The organism is Caulobacter sp. AP07, assembly GCF_000281955.1.
Taxonomy (GTDB): Bacteria; Pseudomonadota; Alphaproteobacteria; order Caulobacterales; family Caulobacteraceae; genus Caulobacter.
On record NZ_AKKF01000172.1, the window covers coordinates 1 to 21801 of the forward strand.

The window sequence follows — 21801 nt, forward strand, 5'->3', positions numbered from 1 at the left end:
GAGTGGGCCAGCGCGGCGCTCCCCCTCCGACCCTCCGGGCCACCTCCCCCAGAGGGGGAGGATCTAAGCCCCCACCAGCTCGCGCCCGATCAGGAACCGGCGAATCTCGTTGGTCCCGGCGCCGATGTCGTAGAGCTTGGCGTCGCGGACCAGGCGCTCGACCGGCCACTCCTTGGTGTAGCCGGCCCCGCCCAGGGCCTGGACGGCCTCCAGCGACACCTTCACGGCGTTCTCCGAGGCCATCAGGATCGCCCCGGCCGCGTCGAACCGCGTGGTCTTGCCGGCGTCGCAGGCGCGGGCCACGGCGTAGACATAGGCCCGGGCCGAGTTCAGGGCGACGTACATGTCGGCCACCTTGCCCTGCATCAGCTGGAACGAGCCGATCGCCTTGCCGAACTGCTTGCGGTCGCGGACATAGGGCAGGACCACGTCCAGGCAGGCCTGCATGATGCCCAGGGGCCCCGCCGACAGCACGGCGCGCTCGTAGTCCAGGCCGCTCATCAGCACCCCGACGCCGCCGCCCACCGGGCCCATGACGTTCTCTTCGGGAACCTCGCAGTCCTCGAACACCAGTTCGGCGGTGTCGGACCCGCGCATGCCCATCTTGTCGAGCTTCTTGCTGACGCTGAAGCCCTTCATGCCCTTCTCGATGAGGAAGGCGGTGATCCGGCTGTCGTCGGTCTTGGCGTAGACCACCAGGGTGTCGGCGTGCGGGGCGTTGGTGATCCAGAACTTCGTGCCGTTCAGCACGTAGCGGTCACCGACCAACTCGGCCTTCAGCTTCATCGACACCACGTCCGAGCCCGAGCCGGCCTCGCTCATGGCCAGGGAGCCGACGTGCTCGCCGCTGATCAGCTTGGGCAGGTAGCGCCGCTTCTGCTCGGGCGTGCCCCAGCGGCGGATCTGGTTGACGCAGAGATTGGAGTGGGCGCCGTAGCTGAGCCCCACCGAGGCCGAGGCTCTGGAGACCTCCTCCATGGCGATGACGTGCTCGAGATAGCCCAGGCCCAGGCCGCCGAACTCCTCCTCGACCGTGATGCCGTGCAGGCCCAGGTCACCCATCGGGACCCACAGCTCGCGCGGGAAGAGGTTGGTTTCGTCGATCCTGGCCGCGATCGGCGCGATCTGGTCGGCCGCGAAGCGGGCGGTGGTGTCACGGATCGCGTCGGCCGTCTCGCCCAGCGCGAAGTCCATCGAGGGTGCGGTTTGGTTCGTCATGGGCATGTGCATAGCACAAACGCCCGCGGATCAAGCAGACCCGCGGGCGTTCATGCTCTCGATCCCGGGATCGGAGACTCTAGTCTTCGACCTGAGGCTCGGGGTCGCCCAGCCGGCGCATCAGCAGATAGGCCGAGGTGGCGAAGCAGATCATGCCGATGACGCTGGCGGACCAGCCGAACATCCGGATCGGCGACAGGCCCTCGCCGGCCCCGACGCTGAGGTTCCACAGGATGCCGCCGCCGAACAGCGCCAGGCCCAGCAGGCCCAGGCTGACCAGCAGGCTGACCCCGCCGAAGGCGTGCGGCTGAGCCGCGGCGAACGGCACTTCCTGCAGTTCGAGGTCGACCTCGGCGGCGCTGGTCGAGAAGCCGTCCAGATTGAACAACGACCCGCCGGGAGCCGGACGCGCCGTCTCGAACAGGTTGGGCTCGGCGGCGGCCGGGGCTTCCACGGTCGGTTGCGGCGCGAACGAGGGTTCGGCGACCGGCTCTTCCGGCGTCAGCTGGAACGGCGCGGTCACGGGATCGACGGCGACCAGGGCCTGGGGCGCCTGATAGACGGCCGGGGCCGGTTCGGCGGCGGCGGGAACGGGCGGCTCGGGCAGGACCAGGTCCTGGACCGGCGCGGCGACGCTCAGGGGGATCGGGATCGCCGCGACGCCTTCGTCGGGCAGGATGGCTTCCAGGCGCGCGCCGACCGCGGCGGCGGCCTGCTCGCTGGCGCTCGGCCCCCGGTTCTCGATCAGGGGCGCGGCGTCGCCGTCCTCGCGCAGGGCGATGGCCCTGTCGCCCAACAGGGAAGTGGTGATCGCCGCCGGCGTCTGGGCGGGGATCAGATGGCCCGCGTCATGGTCGATCCTGGGACGCAGCACCGAACTCGGCGCGGCCACCCAGCCACCGTCGGCCGGCGTCAGGAACAGGGTCTTTTCGGCCGAACGGCGGCGCACCAGGGCGTCGATGACGATCCGCTCGCCCTCGAAATCGGCCTTGCGCCACATCTCCATGGCGCAGGCGGCCTGCAGCAGCGAACCCTCGTTCAGCCGGCGCAGCACGCCCGACCGGACGAAGTTCTCGGTGCCGATGTTGAAGGCGAAACAGACCAGGGCGTCGAACTGGTTCTGGTTCAGCGGCGTGTAGACGTTCTCGTTGACCGCATGGGCCACGGTGATCAGATCGTAGAGCAGGAGAGCTTCAGCGTCCTGTTCCGAGACGGAAGCCCCGGCCCGCGCCGTCAGCGTATGGCCATAGCCCAGCGTCCAGCGCCCATCGGGGAGCTGCGCGGCTTTCATCCGGTAACCCTCGAATCTCTTGATGAGATCGACGGCGGCGCGGGAGACCTGATAACGCGGTTTCATCGCCAAGAATGACCCAGTTTGAGACAGACGCGGATGCGTTCGAGGTGCTCCGCGCAAGATGGGCGCCGTTTGCGGCCAACGCTTGGGCGCTCACCCAAATTTGTCATCCCGTTTCCGGGATGGCAGCGCCTACTACACCCTCAGTGCAACAACAGCGCCGCGATCAGCAGCACCGCGAAGAAGCCGGTGAAGTCGGTCAGGAAGGTCACGAAGATCGACGACGACACCGCCGGGTCTCGTCCCATCTTGGCCAGGGCCAGCGGCGCCAGGATGCCGCCGACCGCGGCGGTGAAGATGTTGGTGATCAGGGCCAGGCCGACGATGATCGCCAGCTTGCCGTGGTGGTCGGCCGGACCGAAGAACAGATAGGTCGCGCCGCCCATCACCAGGGCCAGGGTGCAGCCGTTGACGATGCCCACCGACAGTTCGCGCAGGATGATCCGGCGGGCGTTGGCCGTGGTCAGCTCCTTGCTGGCCAGGGCGCGCACGGCCACGGCCAGGGTCTGGGTGCCGGCGTTGCCGCCCAGGGACGAGACGATCGGCATCAGGATGGCCAGGGCCACCAGCTGGGCGATCTCGTTCTGGAAGACCGCCACGCCGCTGACGGCGATGGTGGCGGTGACCAGGTTCAGCAGCAGCCACGGCAGGCGGGCGCGGACGATGTCGACGACCGTGGCGTCACGGCCGGCGTCGCTCACCCCGGCCAGGGCCAGGATGTCTTCCTCGGCCTCTTCGCGGATGACCCCGACGATGTCGTCGACGGTGATCTGGCCCACCAGCCGCCCACCGGCCTCGACGACCGGGGCGCTGATCAGGTGGTACTTGTCGAAGATGTAGGCGACCTCTTCCTGGTCCATGTCGACGGTGATCTCGGTCACGGCCTCCATGATCTCGGCCAGGGGGGTCTCCAGCTTGCTGGTCAGCAGCAGGCTGATCGGCAGGGCGCCGACCGGGGTGAAGGACGGGTCCACCACATAGACGTCGAAGAACAGCTCCGGCAGGTGGTCGCCGGACTCGCGCACATGGTCGATGGTCTGGCCCACGGTCCAGAACTGCGGCGCGGCCAGGAACTCGCGCTGCATCAAGCGGCCGGCCGTCTCGTCCTCGTAGGACAGCGAGGTCTCGATCGCCGCGCGGTCGCCCTCGTCCATGGCGGCCAGCACCTGGGCGCGCTTGCCCTCGTCCAGGTCGTCGATGACGTCGGCGGCGTCGTCGGAGTCCAGCTCCTCCAGGGCCTTGGCCAGGGTGTGCGAAGGCGTGGCCTCCAGCACCTCCTCGCGTAGGTTGTCGTCCAGCTCGGCGATGATCTCGCCCAGCCATTCCGGGTCGAGGACCGGGATCACCTCTTCGCGGTAGCCGGCCGACAGGAAGCCCATCAGGTCGGCGACGTCGGCGGGGTCCAGCGCATGGACCAGCTCGCGCAGGCGCGCGGTGTCGCCGCGGTCGGCCGCGTCGATCACCATCTCGACATATTCGGGATTGAGGGCGTAGTCGTCGCCGAGGGCGAGGTCTTCGAGGTCCTCGACCGTCTCCGGCTCGGGAATGAGCAGATTATGGCGCGCAGCGTCGGTCAGGTCGGCTGTTTCCCGGGACATTGGGACCTCCTGACTCTTAAGACGTGCGTCCTGCGCGTGACCTGAAGCTGCGAAGGGTCAAACCCTTCCCCTGAAATGGTTAGAGCGCGCCTGACGAGTCGGAAACCGATTTCGCCAGGCACGCTCTATGCCGTTGTCTCACCTGGTGCGGTCGAGAAGACTCGAACTTCCACGGGTTGCCCCACAGCGACCTCAACGCTGCGCGTCTACCAATTCCGCCACGACCGCTCGTGGTGAGGCGCGGCAGGTAGCAAACTGAGTCTGCTTTGGGAAGAGCGGAGTTCGCTGACGGCGCACAAAGCGTCGTTCCGACGCGGCGAAGGCCTCAGACCCCGCCGGCCATGTAGTCGTAGACGTCGGCGGCGCGGGTCACCTGGATGGCGATGCGGTCGTCGCTGATCTGGATTTCGCCGCGGGCGATCGGATGGTTGTTGGCCAGGATCCAGACCTCGTCATTGGTCTTGGCGTCCAGCGGGATCACCGCGCCACGGCCCATGCGCAGCAGTTGCTGCATCGGCAGGATCGAGCGCCCCAGAAGAACGGAGATCTCGACATTGACGGCGTTGACCTGGCTCACGAAGTAAGTCCCTGGAAGGCGCACGCGACCATGGTCGGTCGCGCGATGCCCATTGCAAGACTAAGGCCGCATGCTTGATCGCCCGTTAAGCCTTGAAAATAAAGCGCTTCCGCTGCTGGGTCGCTCGGACGGCGCCCCCGTCGGCTGGGCGGTTTCGACCGGGTACGTGCCCTACCCGGCAGCCGTTGCCGCCATGGAGGCCCGCGCCGCCGCCATCGCCGAGGGAACGGCGGGCGAGCTGGTGTGGCTGCTGGAGCATCCGCCGCTCTATACCGCCGGAATCTCGTCCAAGCCCGCCGACCTGATCGCCCCCGGCCGCTTCCCGGTGTTCGAGAGCGGCCGCGGCGGGCAATTCACCTATCACGGCCCCGGCCAGCGGGTGGCCTATGTGATGCTGGACCTGACCCAGCGGGGCCGCGACGTGCGGGCCTTCGTGGCGGCGCTGGAGGGCTGGATCATCGACGCCCTGGCCGCCTTCAACGTCACCGGCGAGATGCGCGACGGCCGGGTCGGCGTCTGGGTCGAGCGCAAGGGCCCCGGCTGGTCGCGCGACGACAAGATCGCCGCCCTCGGCGTCAAGCTGCGCAAGTGGGTCAGCTTCCACGGGATCAGCCTGAACGTCGAACCGGAGCTGGAGCACTTCTCGGGCATCGTGCCCTGCGGCCAGACCGAGCACGGCGTCACCAGCCTGGTCGACCTGGGCCTGCCGGTGACCATGGACGAGGCCGACGCGGCCCTGCGATCGAGCTTCACGCGGGTGTTCGGTCCGGTGCAGGATTGCCCTTCTCCCCTTGCGGGAGAAGGAATCTAAACCGACACCGTCGGCTTCAGCGGGTTGGGCCCGTAGCGGTTGGCCCCCTGCTCGCTCGGCATGGCGCCCAGCTCGATGATCGCCCAGACCACGACGGCGGCGAACAGGAAGTCCAGGAAGTGCTTGGGCGTCGGCCAGACGGCGACCAGGGAGATCAGGATCAGGGCCGCCCACCAGCCCGAGCGTCCCCGGTCGTGCAGCCGCTTGGACAGCACGCAGGTCGCGAAGAACAGCAGCGGCGGATAGATCAGCCAGCCGGTCAGCAGGTGGATGGTCATGCCGGCGATGGCTTCATAGAGCACGGCGAAGCCCAGCAGCGCCGCCGAGGCGATCAGGAACGGCCCGCGCGCGATCCGCCCCGAGGCCGACAGGAAGAGATCCGTCCATTCGCCGCGATCGTTCATTCAGGCGGGTCCCAGCGATTCCGATGCGCCAAACCTAGGCCGCGCCGCGTCCCGGCGAAAGGCCTAGGCGAAGACCTCGGCCAGCTTGTTGTCGGTGTCGCCGCCGATGCCCTTGGGCGACTTGCCATAGCTGTTGGGACCTTGCGTGCCGTCCAGGAAACCCAACTCGACCGCGCCCCAGATCCAGCCGACAATCGGCACCAGCCAGAAGAACGCCACCCAGCCGCCGCCCCTGTTGCGATCGTGGCAGCGCTTGAGCGCCAGGGCGATACCGATCCAGAGCTGAGGGATGTACAGCAGATACTGGAGGATCGTCGAAGGGCCGTTGTTCCTTTCAGCGTCGCCGAAGATCGCGAAAGACGTCAGGGTAATCACAGCGACGACCAGGGTGAGCCCGATGTTGATCAGCCAATAGTCCCGGCGGCGCAGCCGCCCCTCGAAGCCGAACACCTTGTCCATCAACGTCATCGAATCGCCCCCATGCGCTCAACCCCAGCGCACACGATCACGCCTAGGCGAACTCCACCAGCACCTCGTCGGCGGCCACCGGATCGCCGCCCTTGGCGTTGACGGCCTTGACCACCCCGTCGCGCTCGGCCCGGATGATGTTCTGCATCTTCATGGCTTCCAGCACGCAGACCACCTCGCCTTCGCGGACCTGCTGGCCCAGGACCACGTCCATCGACACCACCAGGCCCGGCATCGGCGACAGCACCAGGCGCGAGGTGTCGGCGGCCTGCTTCTCGGGCAGCTTGTCGTGCAGTTCGGCCGAACGCGGGGTCAGGACCAGCACCAGGGCCTTGGCGGCCCGGTGGCGGATCACGAAGCCCTCGGGGGCCGGGGTGACCTGGACGGTGAAGGCCTTGCCGTCGAGCTTGCCCTTGAACACCGGCCTGCCCGGACGCCAGTCGAGGGTCTCCAGGTCGATGACGCGGCCTTCGCCCGGCAGTTCGACGCTCAGATGCTCGGCCTCGCCCGACAGCTTGACCCGCCGCTTGGCGTGGCCGACCGCGACGATCCATTCGGTGCGCACCGGGTTGGTGAGCCCCGCCTGGGTCGAGCGGGCCCGGGCGGCGTAGACCCGCTGCATGGCCGCGCCGACGGCGGTCATGACGTCAATCTGCTCAGGCGTGGGCGCCACGCCTTTGAAGCCGTCGGCGAACTCGTCCTTGATGTAGTTGGTCGAGATGACGCCCGAGCGGTAGCGCGCCTGGTCCATCACCGCGGCCAGGAACGGGATGTTCTGGCCCAGGCCCTCGATGTGGAAGTCCTCCAGGGCCCGGCCCATGCCGTCGATCGCCGCCAGGCGGGTCGGGGCCCAGGTGCAGAGCTTGGAGATCATCGGGTCGTAGTACATCGAGATCTCGTCGCCCTCGCGCACCCCGGCGTCGTTGCGCACGGTGTAGCCTTCATGCTGTCCCTCCGCCGGAGGGGCGTAACGGACCAGGCGGCCGATGCTGGGCAGGAACTTGCGGTAGGGGTCCTCGGCGTAGATCCGGCTCTCGATGGCCCAGCCGTTGATCTTCAGGTCCTTCTGTTCGAAGGCCAGCTTCTCGCCCCAGGCGCTGCGGATCATCTGCTCGACCAGGTCCAGGCCGGTGATCAGTTCGGTGACCGGGTGCTCGACCTGCAGGCGGGTGTTCATCTCCAGGAAGTAGAAGCTCTTGTCCTGGCCGGCCACGAACTCGACCGTGCCGGCGCTGTCGTAGTGGACCGCCTGGGCCAGGGCGACGGCCTGGGCGCCCATGGCCGCCCGGGTCGCCGCGTCGAGCAGCGGGCTCGGCGCCTCCTCGATGACCTTCTGGTTGCGGCGCTGGATCGAGCATTCGCGCTCGAACAGGTGGACGACGTTGCCGTGCTTGTCGCCCAGCACCTGGATCTCGATGTGGCGCGGGCTCTCGATGAACTTCTCGATGAAGATCCGGTCGTCGCCGAACGCCCCGGCCGCCTCAGCGCGGACGGCGGGGAAGCCTTCCTCGACGTCCTTGCGGTTCCAGGCCACGCGGATGCCCTTGCCGCCGCCGCCGGCCGAAGCCTTGATCATCACCGGATAGCCGATCTGCTCGGCGATCGTCACGGCGTGGGCGGTGTCGTCGATCTCGCCGATGTGGCCCGGCACGCAGGAGACGCCGGCCTTCTGGGCGAACTTCTTGCTCTCGATCTTGTCGCCCATCGCCGAGATCGCGCCCGGGTTGGGGCCGATGAACACGATGCCCTCGTCGGCGCAGCGCTGGGCGAATTCGGCCTTCTCGGACAGGAAGCCGAAGCCCGGATGCACCGCTTCCGCGCCGGTCTGCTTGCAGGCGGCGATGATCTTGTCGGCCACCAGGTAGGACTGGTTGGCCGGGGCCGGACCGATGTGCACGGTCTCGTCGGCCATCTCGACGGCCAGGCTGTCGGCGTCGGCGTCGGAATAGACCACGACCGTCTTGATGCCCAGGCGGCGGCAGGTCTTGATCACCCGCACCGCGATCTCGCCCCGATTGGCGATCAGCAGCTTCTTGAACATCAGGCCATCCCCTACGCGCTTCTCGTGTCTCGTTGGACACGGACTAGCAGGCCGTCAGAGGTTTGCAACGGCGCCGCGGCGTGACACTATTCATGACACCGGTTTCCATAGAGGGCCGAGGGGGAGTGACGTAGGGTGAGGGTACAAGGCTCCGACCGGTTGCCTGGCGCGAGCGCGGCGGCGCGGCGATGAATGATTCCGACCCCACGCGCCCCTCGATCCTCGACCGCCGGATCGTCGGCTCGGCGATCCTTTCCCCCAGCCCCTGTCCTGACCGCCTGATCCAAAGGAACCCCTCGATGTCCCGTAAAGCCACGCTCGCCCTGATCGCCCTTGGTGCCGCCCTCGTCGCCAGCCCCGCCCTCGCCCAGACCGCGCCCGCCGCCGTGCCCGCCGCGCCGCAGGCTCCGCCCTACGGCCGCGCCGTGACCCTGGCCGAGGCCAAGACCGTCGTGGCGGCCGCCGAGGCCGAGGCTCGCAAGCAGGGCTGGCTGATGGTGATCACCGTGGTCGAGCCGAACGGCGCCCTGGTGATGAGCGAGAAGATGGACGGGGCGCAGTACGGCTCCAATGACGTGGCCCGGCGCAAGGCCGAGACCAGCGCCAATTTCCGCCGGCCGACCTCCTATTTCCAGGAGGCGGTGAAGGGCGGCACGCTGAACGCCATCTTCACCGGCGCCCTGGCCATCGAGGGCGGCGAGCTGCTGATCATCGACGGCAAGATCGCCGGGGCGATCGGAGCCTCGGGCGGTTCCGGCGCCCAGGACGGCCTGATCGCCCGGGCCGGCGCGGCGGCGGTGAAGTAACGCTCCCCCAAACGTCCGTCATCCCCCGACTTGTTCGGGGGATGACGGATGAGGGTGGGTCAGCCTTCCAACTCCTTGGCGAACATCGCCACGTATTCGTCGTGCGCCGCGCCGGCTTCCGGGGCGACCAGGCGGCAGATCGCGGCGCTGAACGTCACCGGAGACGTGCCCGCGGCGGTGACGAGCCGGCCGTCGGTCACCGCCTTGGCGGTGTCGACATAGCCGTCGGCCCCGGCATAGTCGGGCGCGGTCTTGGCCAGCCAGTCCGCGCCGTTCGAGGTGTGGGCCTTGCCGGTCAGCAGGCCGGCCCGGGCGGCGGCGACCGTGCCGGCGCAGATCGCGCCGATGATCTTGCCGTCGGCCTGGGCCTGGCGCAGCAGGCTGAACAGCGCCTCATCCCGGTATTCGACCCAGGCGTCCGAGCCGATCAGCAGCAGCACGTCGGCGTCGGCCAGCACCGGGTCGGAAAACTTGTAGTCGGCCGCCGCCAGCACCCCGCCCATCGAGGTCTGCGGCTCGCCGTCCGGCGTGGCGATCTCGACCTGGACGCCATAGTAGCCACGCAGGGCCGGCAGCACCTGCCCGGCCTCCCAGTCGGCCCAGCCCGGTTGCAGGAAAGCGACGGCGACGGTCATGGGAAAATCCTTTCAGCGACTCGGAAATGAACGCGACGAGCCGCTTCTATGCTCCGCCGCGCCAAGATCTGTCAGCATGTTGTCACGAGGCCCACCCCTATCGTTCGCGCTCCCGAGATCCTAGATTGTAGCCCATGACCGACACCGCCAACCTTTCCGCCACGGGCTTCGACCTGACCCCGCCGACCGAGCCCGAGCGCCTGCGCCTCGAGGCCGACCTGACGGCCGAGGAGGCCCGCGTCCTGCTGCACCACGGCACCGAGGCCCCGTTCTGCGGCGGCCTGCTGGGCGAGAAAAGCCCCGGCGTCTATTGCTGTCGCGAATGCGGCCTGCCGCTGTTCGAGCACCGGACCAAGTTCGAGAGCGGCACCGGCTGGCCCAGCTTCTACGCCCCGTTCGACGAGGCCCACGTCAAGGAGGTGCGCGACACCTCCTACGGCATGCTGCGCATCGAGAGCCGCTGCGCCCGCTGCGACAGCCACCAGGGCCACGTGTTCCCCGACGGCCCGGCCCCGACCCGGCTGCGCTACTGCATCAATTCGGTGTCGCTGCAGTTCGTGAAGGCCGGCGATCCCCTGCCCGATCCGCTGCATCGCGGCGACAAGGTCGCGACCTAGAAAACGCCGCTCGTCCCGACCCACGCCGGGACGAGCGGAAACAGGGGTTCAGGCGTCCACCGTCGCCTTGGCCGTCGACCCGACGCCCAGGCCGGCGTTGATCGCCGCGGCGTAGTCGGACGGCTGGGGCGCGCCCGAACCGTCCGACGCCTCGGTCGACCAGATGCCGCCGCTGTTCCACAGGAAGCCGCCGGTGATCCCGGTTCCGGCCAGGCCCGCGAAGGTCTGCTCCAGCGAGGCCGGGTCGCCGCCGTCGGCCCCGAGCACGCCGTAGCCCGGAACGATGAAGGCGTAGGCGTCGGCCACGCCGGTCCCGGGCGTGTCCTGCACCGCCTGGGCCCACTCGGTCGGCGAATTGCCCCCGCCGCCCGCATAGCACTGCAGGTTCATCCACTTCACCAGCTGGGTCCCGGCCTCCGTGTAGACCCGGGTCAGGCAGCCGGTCCAGAAACTGGTCGCCGTGTACGGACAATAGGTGGCGAACAGCCCCAGCGACCCGACGTCCTGGGTCAGGGTGACGATCATCGCCTGGTCCTGGGCGGTGTAGTCGCCCTCATAGTCGAAATCGACGCCGGTGACGCCGAAGGTCGACTTCAGGACCGCCAGATTGGCCTTCACCTGGTCGCGCGAGGCCAGCCAGGCGGTGAAGTCGCTGGTGGTGCCCCAGGCGCCCACCGAGACCAGCAGGTCGCGCACGCTGCCGCCGGTCATCAGGGCCGAGATCAGTTGCGGGAAGTCGGGATTGACGCCGCTCTTGTTGTCCGTCGCGTACTGGATCTGGCCGCCGCTGACGAACAGGGTGTCGTTCAGATAGAGGTCGCCGCCGGCGTGGATGTGGATCGACCACAGGATCACCGTGGTGATCCCCGCGTTCAGTTGCTGGACCTGGGTGGCGTAGGGCACGGGGGGATTGGGATAGCCGTCCTGGAACAGGCCGTTGCCGTAGATGGCGATGGGATAGGCCGACATGGAAAAGCCTCCGGCTCGGGATGAGCGGCGGGAGGTTAGCGCGACAAATACACTCTTGAGTGTATTTTTTGATCACTCTCGCGTGACGAGGTTTCCGCCTTCAGTGACCATCGGCACGCTGTAGGTCAGGTAGCCGCGCTCGACCATGCGCCGCATGGCCTCGTAGACCTCGGCCAGTTCCTCGTAGGCGCCGCGCAGGGCGGCCAGCCGCGCCGTCTGTTCCGGGGTGATGGCCGAGGCGGTCTCGGTCATGGCCACGGCCTCGGCCACCCAGCGGGACCGGGCCAGGGCGGCGGCGACCGCCAGGCGCTGGAACTTGCCGGAGTCGCTCTTGCCGACCACCTGGGCGATGACCGTGCTGTTGGAGGCGAACGCCGTATAGTCGATCTGCTCCAGATGGCCGCGCAGACGGCGCTGGGTCTGCGGATCGGTGTCCTGCGGCTCGAAATGATCGTTCGAACGGCGAAAACTCGATGTCACGGTCGAAGACATGACGAACTCCGATGACGCCCGCCATGTTGACGGACGTGCGAAAACTCTGCGCCAACAGCCTTAACGGCCCATTGAGAAGCTTCAGCGCGGACGGCGGACCCCACGCTTGCCGGGGCGGCGCGCGAGGCTCATGCTGATCCTTGGGGGCACGGATTTTGGGGGCGCGGATTGGAGACCGTCATGGACGTCCGCCTTCTGCTGCTCGGCATGATTGGCGTCACCGCCTGCGCGGCGGCGCCGGCCGCCCCGACGGCGCTGGCGCGCGGCGGTCCCGTGGCGCTGGGCGCCGCCCCCGTCCGCCTCGAACTCCCGCTCAGTCCCGCCCTGCGCGATAAGGCCGCGTCCGGAAGCCGGTTGCGCCTGGCGCTCGGCCAGTTCACCGCCGCCGCCCAGCCGGGCGTGCTCTACCGCGTCAGCCTTGAGGGCGATCCGGGTCCGGCGCTCGGCTACGTCAACTTCTACAATGTCGTCACCGGGGGACCGACCGAATTCAGCTTCGAGGCCACCGAGCCCCTGGCTCGCGCGGCGAAGGCCGGCCGGGTCGTCGTCGTGATCACGCCGGTGGGAACGCCCAACCCCGACGCCGGGGCCGGGATCGGCCGCATCGAGGTTTTCGCCCATTGATTGCGAGCTACTTTTAAGTGCATTAATTCTTCCAGCACGTATGACGGTATCGTCAGCGAACGGGGAGAAGATGCGATGGGTTCGGTATCAAGACGCCTGATGATCGCCGGTGGCGCGGCCATTCCCTTCGCCCAATGGTTCGGGGGCCAGGCCTGGGCGCAGGGGGTCTCCATCCGCCGCGACCTGTCCACGCCGGGCGGCCAGGCCGACCTCCAGAAGTACGCCAAGGCGGTCAAGATCCTGACAGCGCTGCCCGAGAGCGACCCGCGCGGCTGGATGTTCCAGTGGTACATCCACGCCGTGCGCGGCGACCGCACCAAGGCCGCCGAGCTCGCCCGCGTCTATCCGGCGCCCAGCCCGCAACGGCAGCTGGCCCAGGATTCCTGGAGCACCTGCCAGGCGCACGGCCCCGGCACGGTCGAGGACTACTTCCTGCCCTGGCATCGGATGTACGTGTTCTTCATCGAGTCGATCATCAAGAAGACCTTGAACGACCCGACCTTCGCCATGCCCTACTGGCGCTACACCCAGCCCGCCCAGCGGGCCCTGCCCGCGGCGTTCCGGCAACCGGGTTCGCCGACCCTGGGCACGCTCTACCGGCCCAACCGCAACAGCTGGACGAACGCCGGCTCCCCGATCGACCAGGGCGTGGTCCCCTCGCCGCTCAACACCTCGTCCCTGCTGCAGAAGAGCTACCGCCCCGCCAGCGGCGATCAGGGCTTCTGCATGGGCATCGACTTCAACCTGCACGGTACGGTGCACGTCCAGACCGGCAACGGCGTCGGCATGGGCTCGGTCGCCTGGGCCGCCTACGACCCGATCTTCTGGATGCACCACTCCAACATCGACCGCATGTGGGGCAGCTGGAACAAGAACGGCGGCTGCAACCCCAGCGACGCCGGCTGGCTGAACAAGACCTTCATCTTCCCCGACGCCAACGGCCAGAAGATCATCGCCAAGGTCGGCGACTTCAAGGCGCTGGCGCCGCTGAAATACACCTACGACCTCTTCGAGCCCGGGCCGAAGATCGGCGTCTGCCTCAACCGGGTCTTCAAGCTGGCGCAGCTGCCCCATATCGCCCTGGCGGAGCGCCCCTTCCCGATCGATCCGCTGGGTCCGGTGGCGATCAAGCTTTCGGCGCCCAGGGAGAACGTGCCCAAGGCCAATCTGAAGCTGCTTCAAACGGCCGGCGCCGCGCGCCCGCGCCTGGTGATCTCGGCGCTTCAGGCCCAGATTCAGCCCGAGGTGCTGTTCCGCGTCGAGATCCAGGCCAACGAAAAGGCCCGGCCGGTGACCGTCGGCTTCCTGAACTTCTTCGACGCCGTGGCCAGCGAACATGCCGATCACGCCGGCATGGACCAGGGCGGCGACGCGCCGTCGGACAAGTTCTTCAGCTTCGACATCGGCGACGCGGTCAGGGGCCTCACCAGCGAACCCATCGTGACCCTGACACCGGTCGGAAAGGGCGCGACCGACAGCAAGCCGGTGGTCGGCTCGGTCCGCGTCATCCAGGGTTAGGACCAGGCGGAAGCGTTCCTCACGGCGCGAGGAACGCTTCCGCCTCTACCCCAGCGCCTTCCAGCCGAACGCCAGCAACGGCCCGCTGTCGGCCGCGAAGTCGGCGATGACGGCGGGCAGGTCGGGGCCGGCGATCTCGGCGCCGGTCAGGGGACGGCGGACCAGCCAGCGGGTGCGCTTGAGCGCGGGCTCCAGCGGGCCGCCGGCGTGATCCTCGAAGCCCTTGGGCATGCGCTTGACCGGATCGCCCGGCTCGATCGGCAGACCGGCCTTGGCCAGCGCCTTCTCGACCTTGGTCCAGGCGGCCGGATCGGCGGCGATCGCCCGGCGGAAGGCATCGATATGCGGGCGTTCGGTCAGGTAGAAGCCGGCCGCCGCGAACGGGCCGTGGCCATAATAGCCCTCGTCCTCGCCGCGCGCCGACGGCAGGGTCGACGGGTCCAGCGGATCGATCGTCTCGGGGTCGAACGCCGGCCGCGAGCCGCCCTCGGGCTCGATATGCACATAGACCAGTCCCGGCGACAGCTTCTGGCCGTCGCGCGTGAGCGTGGCCGAGACGTGGGTCTTGTAGGGCCGCTTGTCCTTGGAGAACCGCACGTCGCGGTGGATGCGGAAGAGGCTCTTCTTCGGATCGCCCGCCAGCGGCAGGCCGCGCGCCGCGAAGGCGTCGTTCAGGGCCAGGATCAGCGCGGCCAGGCTCGGCTTGAGGCTGTCGTCATAGGTAGCGCGGTGGGCGGCGAACCAGTCGCGGTCGTTGTGCGCGGCCAGGCCGGTCAGGAAGGCCAGGTCGGTGGTCGCGAAGCCGGGGAACGGGGTGTGAGTCATGCCCGTTATGCTAGCGCCGAAACACCACGCGCGTCCCTGCTGACAAGTGCTGTCAGCAACCTGCGCCAAATGGAACATTTGAAGAACAGAAAACCTTGCGCGCTGTCCCGGACGGGTGGAGTTTCGACGCCGACACCAACCCCAATCCCAGGAGCATCCGCATGAGCACCCAAGAGATCGCCACCGACCTGGTGGCCCTGTGCAAGGCCGGCAAGTTCGACGAGGCCGGCGAAAAATACTGGGCCGACGACGTGGTCAGCTACGAGGCCATGCCCGGCGACATGGCGCGGATCGCCGGCAAGGACGGCGTGCGCGGCAAGGGTGAATGGTGGGCCGCCAACCACGAGGTGCACGGCGTGGAAGTGACCGGCCCCTATGTCAACGGCGACCAGTTCGCGGTCGGCTTCAAGATGGACGTCACGCCCAAGGCGTCCGGCGAGCGGACCACCATGGACGAGGTCGGCCTCTACACGGTCCGCGACGGCAAGATCGCCGAGGAGCGGTTCTTCTACTGAGGACGCTCCCCTCCCCGTCATCCCCCGACTTGTTCGGGGGACCCAAGCGGCGCTTCCGATGATCACCGGGTAGCTCGGCTTGGGTCCCCCGCATGAAGCGGGGGATGACGACCGTGAGGGCCGCGGGAGCTGGCCCGCCGCAAAATCCCGAAACGCTACAGCTCCAGGAACGCCTCGAAGCCGCCGAAGATCATCCGCTTTCCGTCGAACGGCATGTTGGTCATGCTGTCCTTCAGGCGCGTATCGGCCATCACCTTGGCCATGATGTCGTCGCGCGACGCCTTGTCCTTGTAGGTGACCCACGAGAACACCACGACCTCGTCGTCCTTGGCCTGGACGGCGCGCGGGAACGAGGTGAGCTCGCCGTAGGGCACGTCGTCGCCGATGCATTCGACGTAGGACAAAGCGCCGTATTCCATCCAGACCGACCCGCCCAGCTGGGCCATCTTCCTGTAGGCGTCGAGATTGGCCTTGGGGACCGCGAGCACGAAACCATCGACATAGGACATGGCGTCCTCCCTTTTCGTTGTGACGAAACAAGGACGCTCGGGCGGCGGACGTTCCGACAGCGGCGTGCGATTTTACCGGGCGACAGTCCGCAGGGCGGCCAGCCGGGACGGCGCGAACAGCGAGCGCGGCTCGGCGGCGACCAGGTCGCGGGCCCAGGGGTCCGAGTTCTCCAGCCAGGCGCGAAGCTGGCCAGCAGCGCGCGGATCGCGGGCCCGCAGTTGGACCAGGACGGCGGCCAGGTCGCGGTCGGCGGCGGTCAGGGCCGCGCGTTGCGGGGCCAGGCCCGGCCCGTCATAGCGCTCGAAGACCAGGCCCAGCCGGCCGCGCGCCGCCTGGACCATGGCGATCGCGGCGGCCGGGTCGTCATGGTCCAGGGCCATCAGCCCGGCCCGGGCGGCCCGGCGGGCGTCCTCGACCAGGTCGGCGGCCTTCGCGGCGCGGGTCGGCTGGGGCGGACAGGCGGCCGGCGACAGGGCGCGGACATAGGCCGCCAGCCCGTCCAGCACGGCGGGCGGCGGCTCGGCCCCGTCGAACTCGTCGGTGACCAGGCCGTGGATGAAGGTCTCCAGCGCCCGGCCGTCCGGCGCGCGGGACACCTTCAGGGCGGACGCCGGCCCGCTGAGGTCGGGAATGGGCTTGGGGTTGTCGATCCCGTCCCCCCGGTGGCTGCTGAACAGCGACGAGGTGACGTCGGCCGTGCCCGGCGGGCCCGAGACGCCGGGGAACTGGAAGTCGGGGTTGGACCGCCCCTCGCGATGGCAGGACTCGCAGGCCAGGCCGGCCCGCGCCGCCTGGCCGCCCAGCAGCAGCGGCGAGCGGAAGGCGGCGCGACCCAGCTCGACGCGATAGGCGGTCTGGGCGTCGGGCGCGGCCGACAGGCATTCGGTCGGCGTCCGGCCCAGGGCGTCGGTCAGGTCGACGCCGGCCGGCAGCCAGCGCAAGGCCCGCAGCGACGGGACGGTCGACGCGGCCAGGGCGCCGGCGGTGGTGAGGGCGGCCAGGACGAGGGCCAGGCTCAGCTTGCCTTGCATGGACACTGACGCCCCCACGGCCTTCGCCTGAAAGACGGAAAGAATGCGGGAATCCAAGCCCAGACCACCGCGCTCTAGCGCGGCGGCTCGTGGCCCAGGTCGATCCATCGCCGCAGGTCCTCCGCCTGCGGACAGCCGAAGCCGCAGATGTCGTCCAGCTTGGCCAGCATGCGCCGCGCCCCGGCCATGTCGCCGCGCTCGACCTTCAGCTCGCCATAATATTCGGTGGCGCCCCGGTGGTCGGGATCGATGGCCAGGGCCTGGCGGTAATAGGTCTCGGCGTGTGCATAGTCCCCCAGCTTGCGGTGGGTGTAGCCGATATAGGTCAGGACGTCCGGGTGCGGCCCGAAGGCGGTCTCCGCCGCGCCCAGGGCCGACAGCGCCTCGGGGTAGCGGCGGTCGTTGATCAACCCGACGGCCGTCAGATAGGCGTGGTCGCCCTCGGCGGCGTCGGGAACCAGGGTCGGCGGCGCGCCGCGCAGCGCGGCCGGGGCCAGCGGCGACAGGGCCGCCTCGACCGCGGTCACGGCGCCCTTCAGTTCGCCGGCCTGGGGACAGGTCTCGCCGCAGGTCGCGGCCTTGGCCTTCAGCAGGTCGAGTTCGGCCTGGGCCTTGTCGGTCTCCTTCAGCCGCGCCAGGGTCACGCCCAGAGCCTGATGACCGGCCACCCGGTCGGGATCGATCTTCAGCACCTTCTCGAACGAGCGCCTGCCGCCCTTCAGGTTGCCCTGCTCGGTCTGGGCCGCGCCCATCAGCAACAGCACGTCAGCGTTCTTGGGGGTGACCGTCAGGACATGGCCGAAGGCCTTTTCGGCGCCCTTGTAATCCTTGTCGCGCAGGGCCGCGACGCCCTTGGCGTACTCCGCGGCCGCGTCGTAGCTGGGCGTCGACATGCTGGGCATCGACCCCATCGAGCCGCCTCCTCCGCCGCCGTCGGCCAGGGCGACCCCGCCTGCGGCCCATATGAGCAGCGCCGCCGCCATCGACAGCAGCATGGGTCGTTTGACGAGAGTCACGGCCTTCCCCCATTTCGGCGGATCGAAATTCAACATAACGTCGTTTTTCGGAGTGCGCGACCCAAGATTCTCCAGCTCACAGTCGCCCTTCGAGGCGGCTAGTGCCGTTGTCCTGCCGGAGGAAAGGGTCGTGGGGTTAGGTCCGCGTGCGCTTCAACAAATCACGCGCCGGCCGCGTTGCGTCTGAAATCCTCAGAGGCGAAATTACTCAGCCGCCCATCCGAGCTCGCGGGTATAGTTCTGAAGCTTTGTAAGAATGTATTGCGCAACCGTTGATCTATATTTTGGCGCAAGAAACTCCCCCTTTCGCCAGGTATATTCAATCGCAATTACAGAATCATTATATATAATAGCATTATCCGGAATCAGCTGGCAAAAGTCTAGAATCTTCTCACAACTAACTATAAATTCTGGAGAGCCCTCCTTTGCGCTGGCAGCCAGAAAAGCACGCCAAGCATCTGCCATTATACTATTCAACTTCTTGTCTTTTCCAAGATTGAAGCCGCGCTCTGCAAGCAATTGAAATGCAGCGGCAGCGTCCTTGGCTGGCGTCCCCCTGCCTTCAAATCGCGAAAGCGTCTCGCCGCGAAGCAGCTTTCCGACGTCCGTTCGGCCAAGATCTCGAACTGCTCGGGAAGCTCCAACGCGCGGAACACCCAAAGAGTCGAGGAATTCATCAGGGGTTGGCCCACAATTTCTGATCGCTGACATGGTTGCAGCAGGTGACAAGAACAGCACATGCGCGTTTAACTGAACAATCGCTCGCGTCAGCAAACCTGGGCGGGTCGCCCACCATTTCCCAATAACAGAATCAGGCGTCGCAGCAAGAAGCCCCGATGTATCCAATAGCCCATACCGACTACTGTTCGTCAAAGATGAAAGAACACCAGGATCGTCACTTTCACTAACAATTACAATTACAACTTCTACTGGCTTCTGGAGACTCTTACGAAGCGAAAATAAGTTTTTGTTAAAGTCGTTTTTTATTTGCCTAAGAAATTCCCCCAATGATGGATATTCATCAGGGCGATAGTTCCTAGGATCGACCCCAATACCCTCCAGGCTATCGACAGAGTTAGTCAACCTAAGCGTGTTAATGGCAACATCAGCCCATGTGTCTCGTGGCGGACCATTTATCTCAAGAACTTTTACAGGTTGTCTGCCGGCTATCGCTTCATATCTTGAACCGATCTGGGTCGCGGCTTCATTGTCGGTTTCGGGCCAAAATATCACCGCTGCTAACCCGCCGGGCGGGGCCCGCAGGAAACGCTTGATCGCCGAGAGCTCCTCCGCACTGGGAGGCGATGACTCCCGGTGATCGACGTTGATCGGTATTACGCGCTTCTCGTTCGCGGGGAATGCCTTACAGAAACGCTCAACTTCTCCCGCCAGCGCGTCGAAGGTAATCGCACCATTGTACTGTAGCGTCGGAGTAAAATCCTTCGCACGCCATTGATTTGCTGACGCTGCAAAGGTGGTCTTTCCGGCTCCAGATTCACCGGCCAGGGGCACTAGCGTACCCTGCCCTCCTGATCGAACAGAATCTACGACACTTGCCAGATGATCGAGAGATCCCTCCGTAGGCTCGACCAAAATATTGGCTAACTGGTCGCCCACGAGACTATGCAAAGGCTCGTAGCGGTCAGGAAGCTTCAAAGATGAGAGCAGATCGATCCGCTCTTTGTTTGATGTCATAGCGACCCCGGCGGCGAATTTGACATCAACGTGGCCAGCTATTTGATTCGTGTCACTCTACTTTCACTCCAACCTCGGTCGCCCCCGCTCCCCAAACTCACCAGCGGCAATACCGCAGAGGTCATGCTCAAACCCTATGGAAGCTCACCACAAGATCGGCAACCGCCCTCGTGATCTAGCCGCCAGCTAGACCACGAGGGCGACAACTCCACGTCAAGCCGGGGTCTTGGGCGTCTTCAGGTAAATCTCCGAGCCCTGCTCGCGGAACTTGTCGCTCATCGCGGCCATGCCCTCCTCGATCGAGTTCGGGGCCATGCCGGCCGCGAATTCGCGGACTTCCTGGCTGATCTTCATCGAGCAGAACTTGGGACCGCACATCGAGCAGAAGTGGGCGGTCTTGTGGGCTTCCTTGGGCAGGGTCTCGTCGTGGAAGGCCCGGGCGGTCTCCGGGTCGAGGCCGAGGTTGAACTGGTCCTCCCAGCGGAACTCGAACCGCGCCCGGCTGATGGCGTCGTCCCACATGGCCGCGCCGGGGTGACCCTTGGCCAGGTCAGCGGCGTGGGCGGCCAGCTTGTAGGTGATGACGCCGGTCTTGACGTCGTCGCGGTCGGGCAGGCCCAGGTGCTCCTTGGGCGTCACGTAGCAGAGCATGGCCGTGCCGAACCAGCCGATCATCGCCGCCCCGATCGCCGAGGTGATGTGGTCGTAGCCAGGGGCGATGTCGGTGGTCAACGGGCCGAGCGTGTAGAACGGGGCCTCGTGGCAGTGCTTGAGCTGCTCGTCCATGTTGGCCTTGATCTTGTGCATGGCCACGTGGCCCGGCCCTTCGATCATCACCTGCACGCCGTGCTTCCAGGCCACCTTGGTCAGTTCGCCCAGGGTGCGCAGCTCGGCGAACTGGGCCTCGTCGTTGGCGTCGGCTGTCGAGCCGGGACGCAGGCCGTCGCCCAGCGAGAACGACACGTCATAGGCGCGCATGATCTCGCAGATCTCTTCGAACCGCTCGTAGAGGAAGTTCTCCTTGTGGTGGGCCAGGCACCACTTGGCCATGATCGAGCCGCCGCGCGACACGATGCCGGTCACCCGCTTGGCGGTCAGCGGAATGAACGGCAGACGGACGCCGGCGTGGATGGTGAAATAGTCCACCCCCTGCTCGGCCTGTTCGATCAGGGTGTCGCGGAAGACTTCCCAGTTGAGGTCCTCGGCCACGCCGTTGACCTTCTCCAGCGCCTGGTAGATCGGCACCGTGCCGATCGGCACCGGGCTGTTGCGGATGATCCAGTCGCGGATGTTGTGGATGTTGCGGCCCGTGGACAGGTCCATGACCGTGTCGGCGCCCCACCGCGTGGCCCAGACCAGCTTGTCGACCTCGTCGGCGACGGTGGAGAGCACCGCCGAATTGCCGATGTTGGCGTTGATCTTGACCAGGAAGTTGCGGCCGATCGCCATCGGCTCCAGCTCGCCGTGGTTGATGTTGGCCGGGATGATGGCCCGGCCGCGCGCCACTTCCTGGCGGACGAACTCGGGCGTCACAAAGTCGGGGATCGAGGCGCCGAAGTCCTCGCCGTCGCGGATGCACGGGCGGTCCTGCTCGCGGCGCAGGTTCTCGCGGATGGCGACATATTCCATCTCGGCGGTGATGATCCCGGCCCGGGCGTATTCCAGCTGGGTGACCAGCTTGCCCTGGGTTCCCTTGAAGATCGGGCGCTTGGCGGTGAACTGCGGGGCCAGGTGCTTGCCCTGGGCGAAGCCGTTGTCCTCGGGCTTCACCTCGCGCGGATTGGCCACCAGCTCGCAGTCGCCGCGGGCGATGATCCACGGCTCGCGCGAGCGCTCCAGGCCCTGCTCGATGTCGATCTTGGCGTGCGGGTCGGTATAGGGGCCCGACGGGTCGTAGATGGTGACCGGCGGCTCGTTGGCGCTGGGATGGACCGCGACCTCGCGGAACGGCACCCGGATGTCGGGGAACAGCGAGCCGGCCTGGTAGACCTTGCGCGAGCCGGGGCGTTCGCCCGTCGGGATCGCGCCGATGGCGTCTTTGATGGGCAGTTGAACGTTCATTTCGGGCGCTCCTCAA

The 21801-nt window shown here is 67.1% G+C and carries 22 protein-coding genes and 1 tRNA gene; 6 read left to right on the forward strand and 17 right to left on the reverse strand.

Features of this window, described 5'->3' with window-relative positions:
• Positions 1 to 63: 63 nt before the first annotated feature.
• The 5 genes from PMI01_RS15060 to PMI01_RS15080 form a co-directional block, all read right to left on the reverse strand.
• Positions 64 to 1218 carry an isovaleryl-CoA dehydrogenase gene (locus PMI01_RS15060; RefSeq protein WP_035036445.1) on the reverse strand — a complete coding sequence of 385 codons (1155 nt, stop codon included), beginning with the start codon at positions 1216 to 1218 and terminating at the stop codon, positions 64 to 66.
• A 79-nt stretch (positions 1219 to 1297) separates the two neighbouring features.
• The gene (gene spmX / locus PMI01_RS15065; protein ID WP_007670371.1) at positions 1298 to 2575 is read right to left on the reverse strand and encodes a lysozyme-family localization factor SpmX; all 1278 of its coding nucleotides are present in this window, start codon (positions 2573 to 2575) and stop codon (positions 1298 to 1300) included.
• Positions 2576 to 2715: 140 nt separating this feature from the next.
• On the reverse strand, positions 2716 to 4170 hold the full coding sequence (gene mgtE / locus PMI01_RS15070) for a magnesium transporter (RefSeq protein ID WP_007670372.1): 1455 nt from the start codon (positions 4168 to 4170) through the stop codon (positions 2716 to 2718).
• 143 nt (positions 4171 to 4313) lie between these two features.
• Positions 4314 to 4398: transfer RNA gene (locus PMI01_RS15075), tRNA-Leu, on the reverse strand.
• Positions 4399 to 4495: 97 nt separating this feature from the next.
• A complete protein-coding gene (locus tag PMI01_RS15080) occupies positions 4496 to 4771 on the reverse strand; it encodes a FliM/FliN family flagellar motor switch protein (protein ID WP_085954875.1) in 276 nt (91 codons plus the stop codon).
• 46 nt (positions 4772 to 4817) lie between these two features.
• On the opposite strand from PMI01_RS15080, the gene lipB reads away from it, so the two are divergent.
• Positions 4818 to 5558: a lipoyl(octanoyl) transferase LipB gene (gene lipB, locus PMI01_RS15085; protein WP_007670374.1), complete on the forward strand. Its 741-nt coding sequence runs from the start codon at positions 4818 to 4820 to the stop codon at positions 5556 to 5558.
• Here lipB and PMI01_RS15090 read toward each other — a convergent pair.
• From PMI01_RS15090 to PMI01_RS15100, 3 genes are all read right to left on the reverse strand, one after another.
• Complete coding sequence (locus PMI01_RS15090) at positions 5555 to 5962, reverse strand: DUF805 domain-containing protein (RefSeq protein ID WP_007670379.1); 408 nt, start codon at positions 5960 to 5962, stop codon at positions 5555 to 5557. The genes lipB and PMI01_RS15090 overlap by 4 nt on opposite strands.
• A 63-nt stretch (positions 5963 to 6025) precedes the next feature.
• Positions 6026 to 6421: a DUF805 domain-containing protein gene (locus PMI01_RS15095; RefSeq protein WP_035036433.1), complete on the reverse strand. Its 396-nt coding sequence runs from the start codon at positions 6419 to 6421 to the stop codon at positions 6026 to 6028.
• Between the two features lie 52 nt (positions 6422 to 6473).
• On the reverse strand, positions 6474 to 8471 hold the full coding sequence (locus tag PMI01_RS15100) for an acetyl-CoA carboxylase biotin carboxylase subunit (RefSeq protein ID WP_007670384.1): 1998 nt from the start codon (positions 8469 to 8471) through the stop codon (positions 6474 to 6476).
• A gap of 299 nt (positions 8472 to 8770) precedes the next feature.
• On the opposite strand from PMI01_RS15100, the gene PMI01_RS15105 reads away from it, so the two are divergent.
• The gene (locus PMI01_RS15105) at positions 8771 to 9277 is read left to right on the forward strand and encodes a GlcG/HbpS family heme-binding protein (protein ID WP_035036448.1); all 507 of its coding nucleotides are present in this window, start codon (positions 8771 to 8773) and stop codon (positions 9275 to 9277) included.
• A 59-nt stretch (positions 9278 to 9336) separates the two neighbouring features.
• Here PMI01_RS15105 and PMI01_RS15110 read toward each other — a convergent pair whose 3' ends face one another.
• Positions 9337 to 9912, reverse strand: coding sequence for a DJ-1/PfpI family protein (locus tag PMI01_RS15110; protein WP_007670392.1), 576 nt, complete (start codon positions 9910 to 9912; stop codon positions 9337 to 9339).
• Between the two features lie 134 nt (positions 9913 to 10046).
• On the opposite strand from PMI01_RS15110, the gene msrB reads away from it, so the two are divergent.
• Positions 10047 to 10529 (forward strand): peptide-methionine (R)-S-oxide reductase MsrB, encoded by a 483-nt coding sequence (gene msrB, locus PMI01_RS15115; RefSeq protein ID WP_007670395.1) that lies wholly within the window; start codon positions 10047 to 10049, stop codon positions 10527 to 10529.
• Positions 10530 to 10577: 48 nt separating this feature from the next.
• On the opposite strand, the gene PMI01_RS15120 is transcribed toward msrB, so the two are convergent.
• Both PMI01_RS15120 and PMI01_RS15125 read right to left on the reverse strand, forming a co-directional pair.
• Positions 10578 to 11498: a hypothetical protein gene (locus tag PMI01_RS15120; protein ID WP_007670398.1), complete on the reverse strand. Its 921-nt coding sequence runs from the start codon at positions 11496 to 11498 to the stop codon at positions 10578 to 10580.
• Positions 11499 to 11570: 72 nt separating this feature from the next.
• On the reverse strand, positions 11571 to 11990 hold the full coding sequence (locus PMI01_RS15125) for a hypothetical protein (RefSeq protein WP_007670400.1): 420 nt from the start codon (positions 11988 to 11990) through the stop codon (positions 11571 to 11573).
• A 180-nt stretch (positions 11991 to 12170) separates the two neighbouring features.
• Between PMI01_RS15125 and PMI01_RS15130 the strand changes: the two genes are divergently transcribed.
• Both PMI01_RS15130 and PMI01_RS15135 read left to right on the forward strand, forming a co-directional pair.
• Positions 12171 to 12614 carry a hypothetical protein gene (locus PMI01_RS15130; RefSeq protein WP_007670402.1) on the forward strand — a complete coding sequence of 148 codons (444 nt, stop codon included), beginning with the start codon at positions 12171 to 12173 and terminating at the stop codon, positions 12612 to 12614.
• A 75-nt stretch (positions 12615 to 12689) separates the two neighbouring features.
• Positions 12690 to 14132 carry a tyrosinase family protein gene (locus tag PMI01_RS15135; protein ID WP_007670404.1) on the forward strand — a complete coding sequence of 481 codons (1443 nt, stop codon included), beginning with the start codon at positions 12690 to 12692 and terminating at the stop codon, positions 14130 to 14132.
• A gap of 45 nt (positions 14133 to 14177) precedes the next feature.
• Here the strand turns inward: PMI01_RS15135 and PMI01_RS15140 are convergent, their stop codons facing one another.
• Positions 14178 to 14957: a DUF2461 domain-containing protein gene (locus tag PMI01_RS15140; protein ID WP_007670407.1), complete on the reverse strand. Its 780-nt coding sequence runs from the start codon at positions 14955 to 14957 to the stop codon at positions 14178 to 14180.
• Between the two features lie 161 nt (positions 14958 to 15118).
• Between PMI01_RS15140 and PMI01_RS15145 the strand changes: the two genes are divergently transcribed.
• Entirely contained in the window at positions 15119 to 15472 is a 354-nt protein-coding gene (locus PMI01_RS15145) for a nuclear transport factor 2 family protein (protein WP_007670412.1), read from the forward strand.
• A 155-nt stretch (positions 15473 to 15627) separates the two neighbouring features.
• Here PMI01_RS15145 and PMI01_RS15150 read toward each other — a convergent pair whose 3' ends face one another.
• The 5 genes from PMI01_RS15150 to thiC all read right to left on the reverse strand — a co-directional run bounded on the left by PMI01_RS15150 (position 15628) and on the right by thiC (position 21785).
• Positions 15628 to 15981: a DUF1428 domain-containing protein gene (locus tag PMI01_RS15150; protein ID WP_007670414.1), complete on the reverse strand. Its 354-nt coding sequence runs from the start codon at positions 15979 to 15981 to the stop codon at positions 15628 to 15630.
• A 72-nt stretch (positions 15982 to 16053) separates the two neighbouring features.
• Positions 16054 to 17013, reverse strand: a complete 960-nt coding sequence (locus PMI01_RS15155) for a hypothetical protein (protein ID WP_035036440.1) — start codon at positions 17011 to 17013, stop codon at positions 16054 to 16056.
• Between the two features lie 74 nt (positions 17014 to 17087).
• The gene (locus PMI01_RS26110) at positions 17088 to 18029 is read right to left on the reverse strand and encodes a tetratricopeptide repeat protein (RefSeq protein WP_162136396.1); all 942 of its coding nucleotides are present in this window, start codon (positions 18027 to 18029) and stop codon (positions 17088 to 17090) included.
• A 204-nt stretch (positions 18030 to 18233) separates the two neighbouring features.
• Positions 18234 to 19724: a hypothetical protein gene (locus tag PMI01_RS27170; RefSeq protein WP_007670420.1), complete on the reverse strand. Its 1491-nt coding sequence runs from the start codon at positions 19722 to 19724 to the stop codon at positions 18234 to 18236.
• Between the two features lie 213 nt (positions 19725 to 19937).
• The gene (thiC, locus tag PMI01_RS15165) at positions 19938 to 21785 is read right to left on the reverse strand and encodes a phosphomethylpyrimidine synthase ThiC (protein WP_007670422.1); all 1848 of its coding nucleotides are present in this window, start codon (positions 21783 to 21785) and stop codon (positions 19938 to 19940) included.
• Between the last annotated feature and the right edge of the window lie 16 nt (positions 21786 to 21801).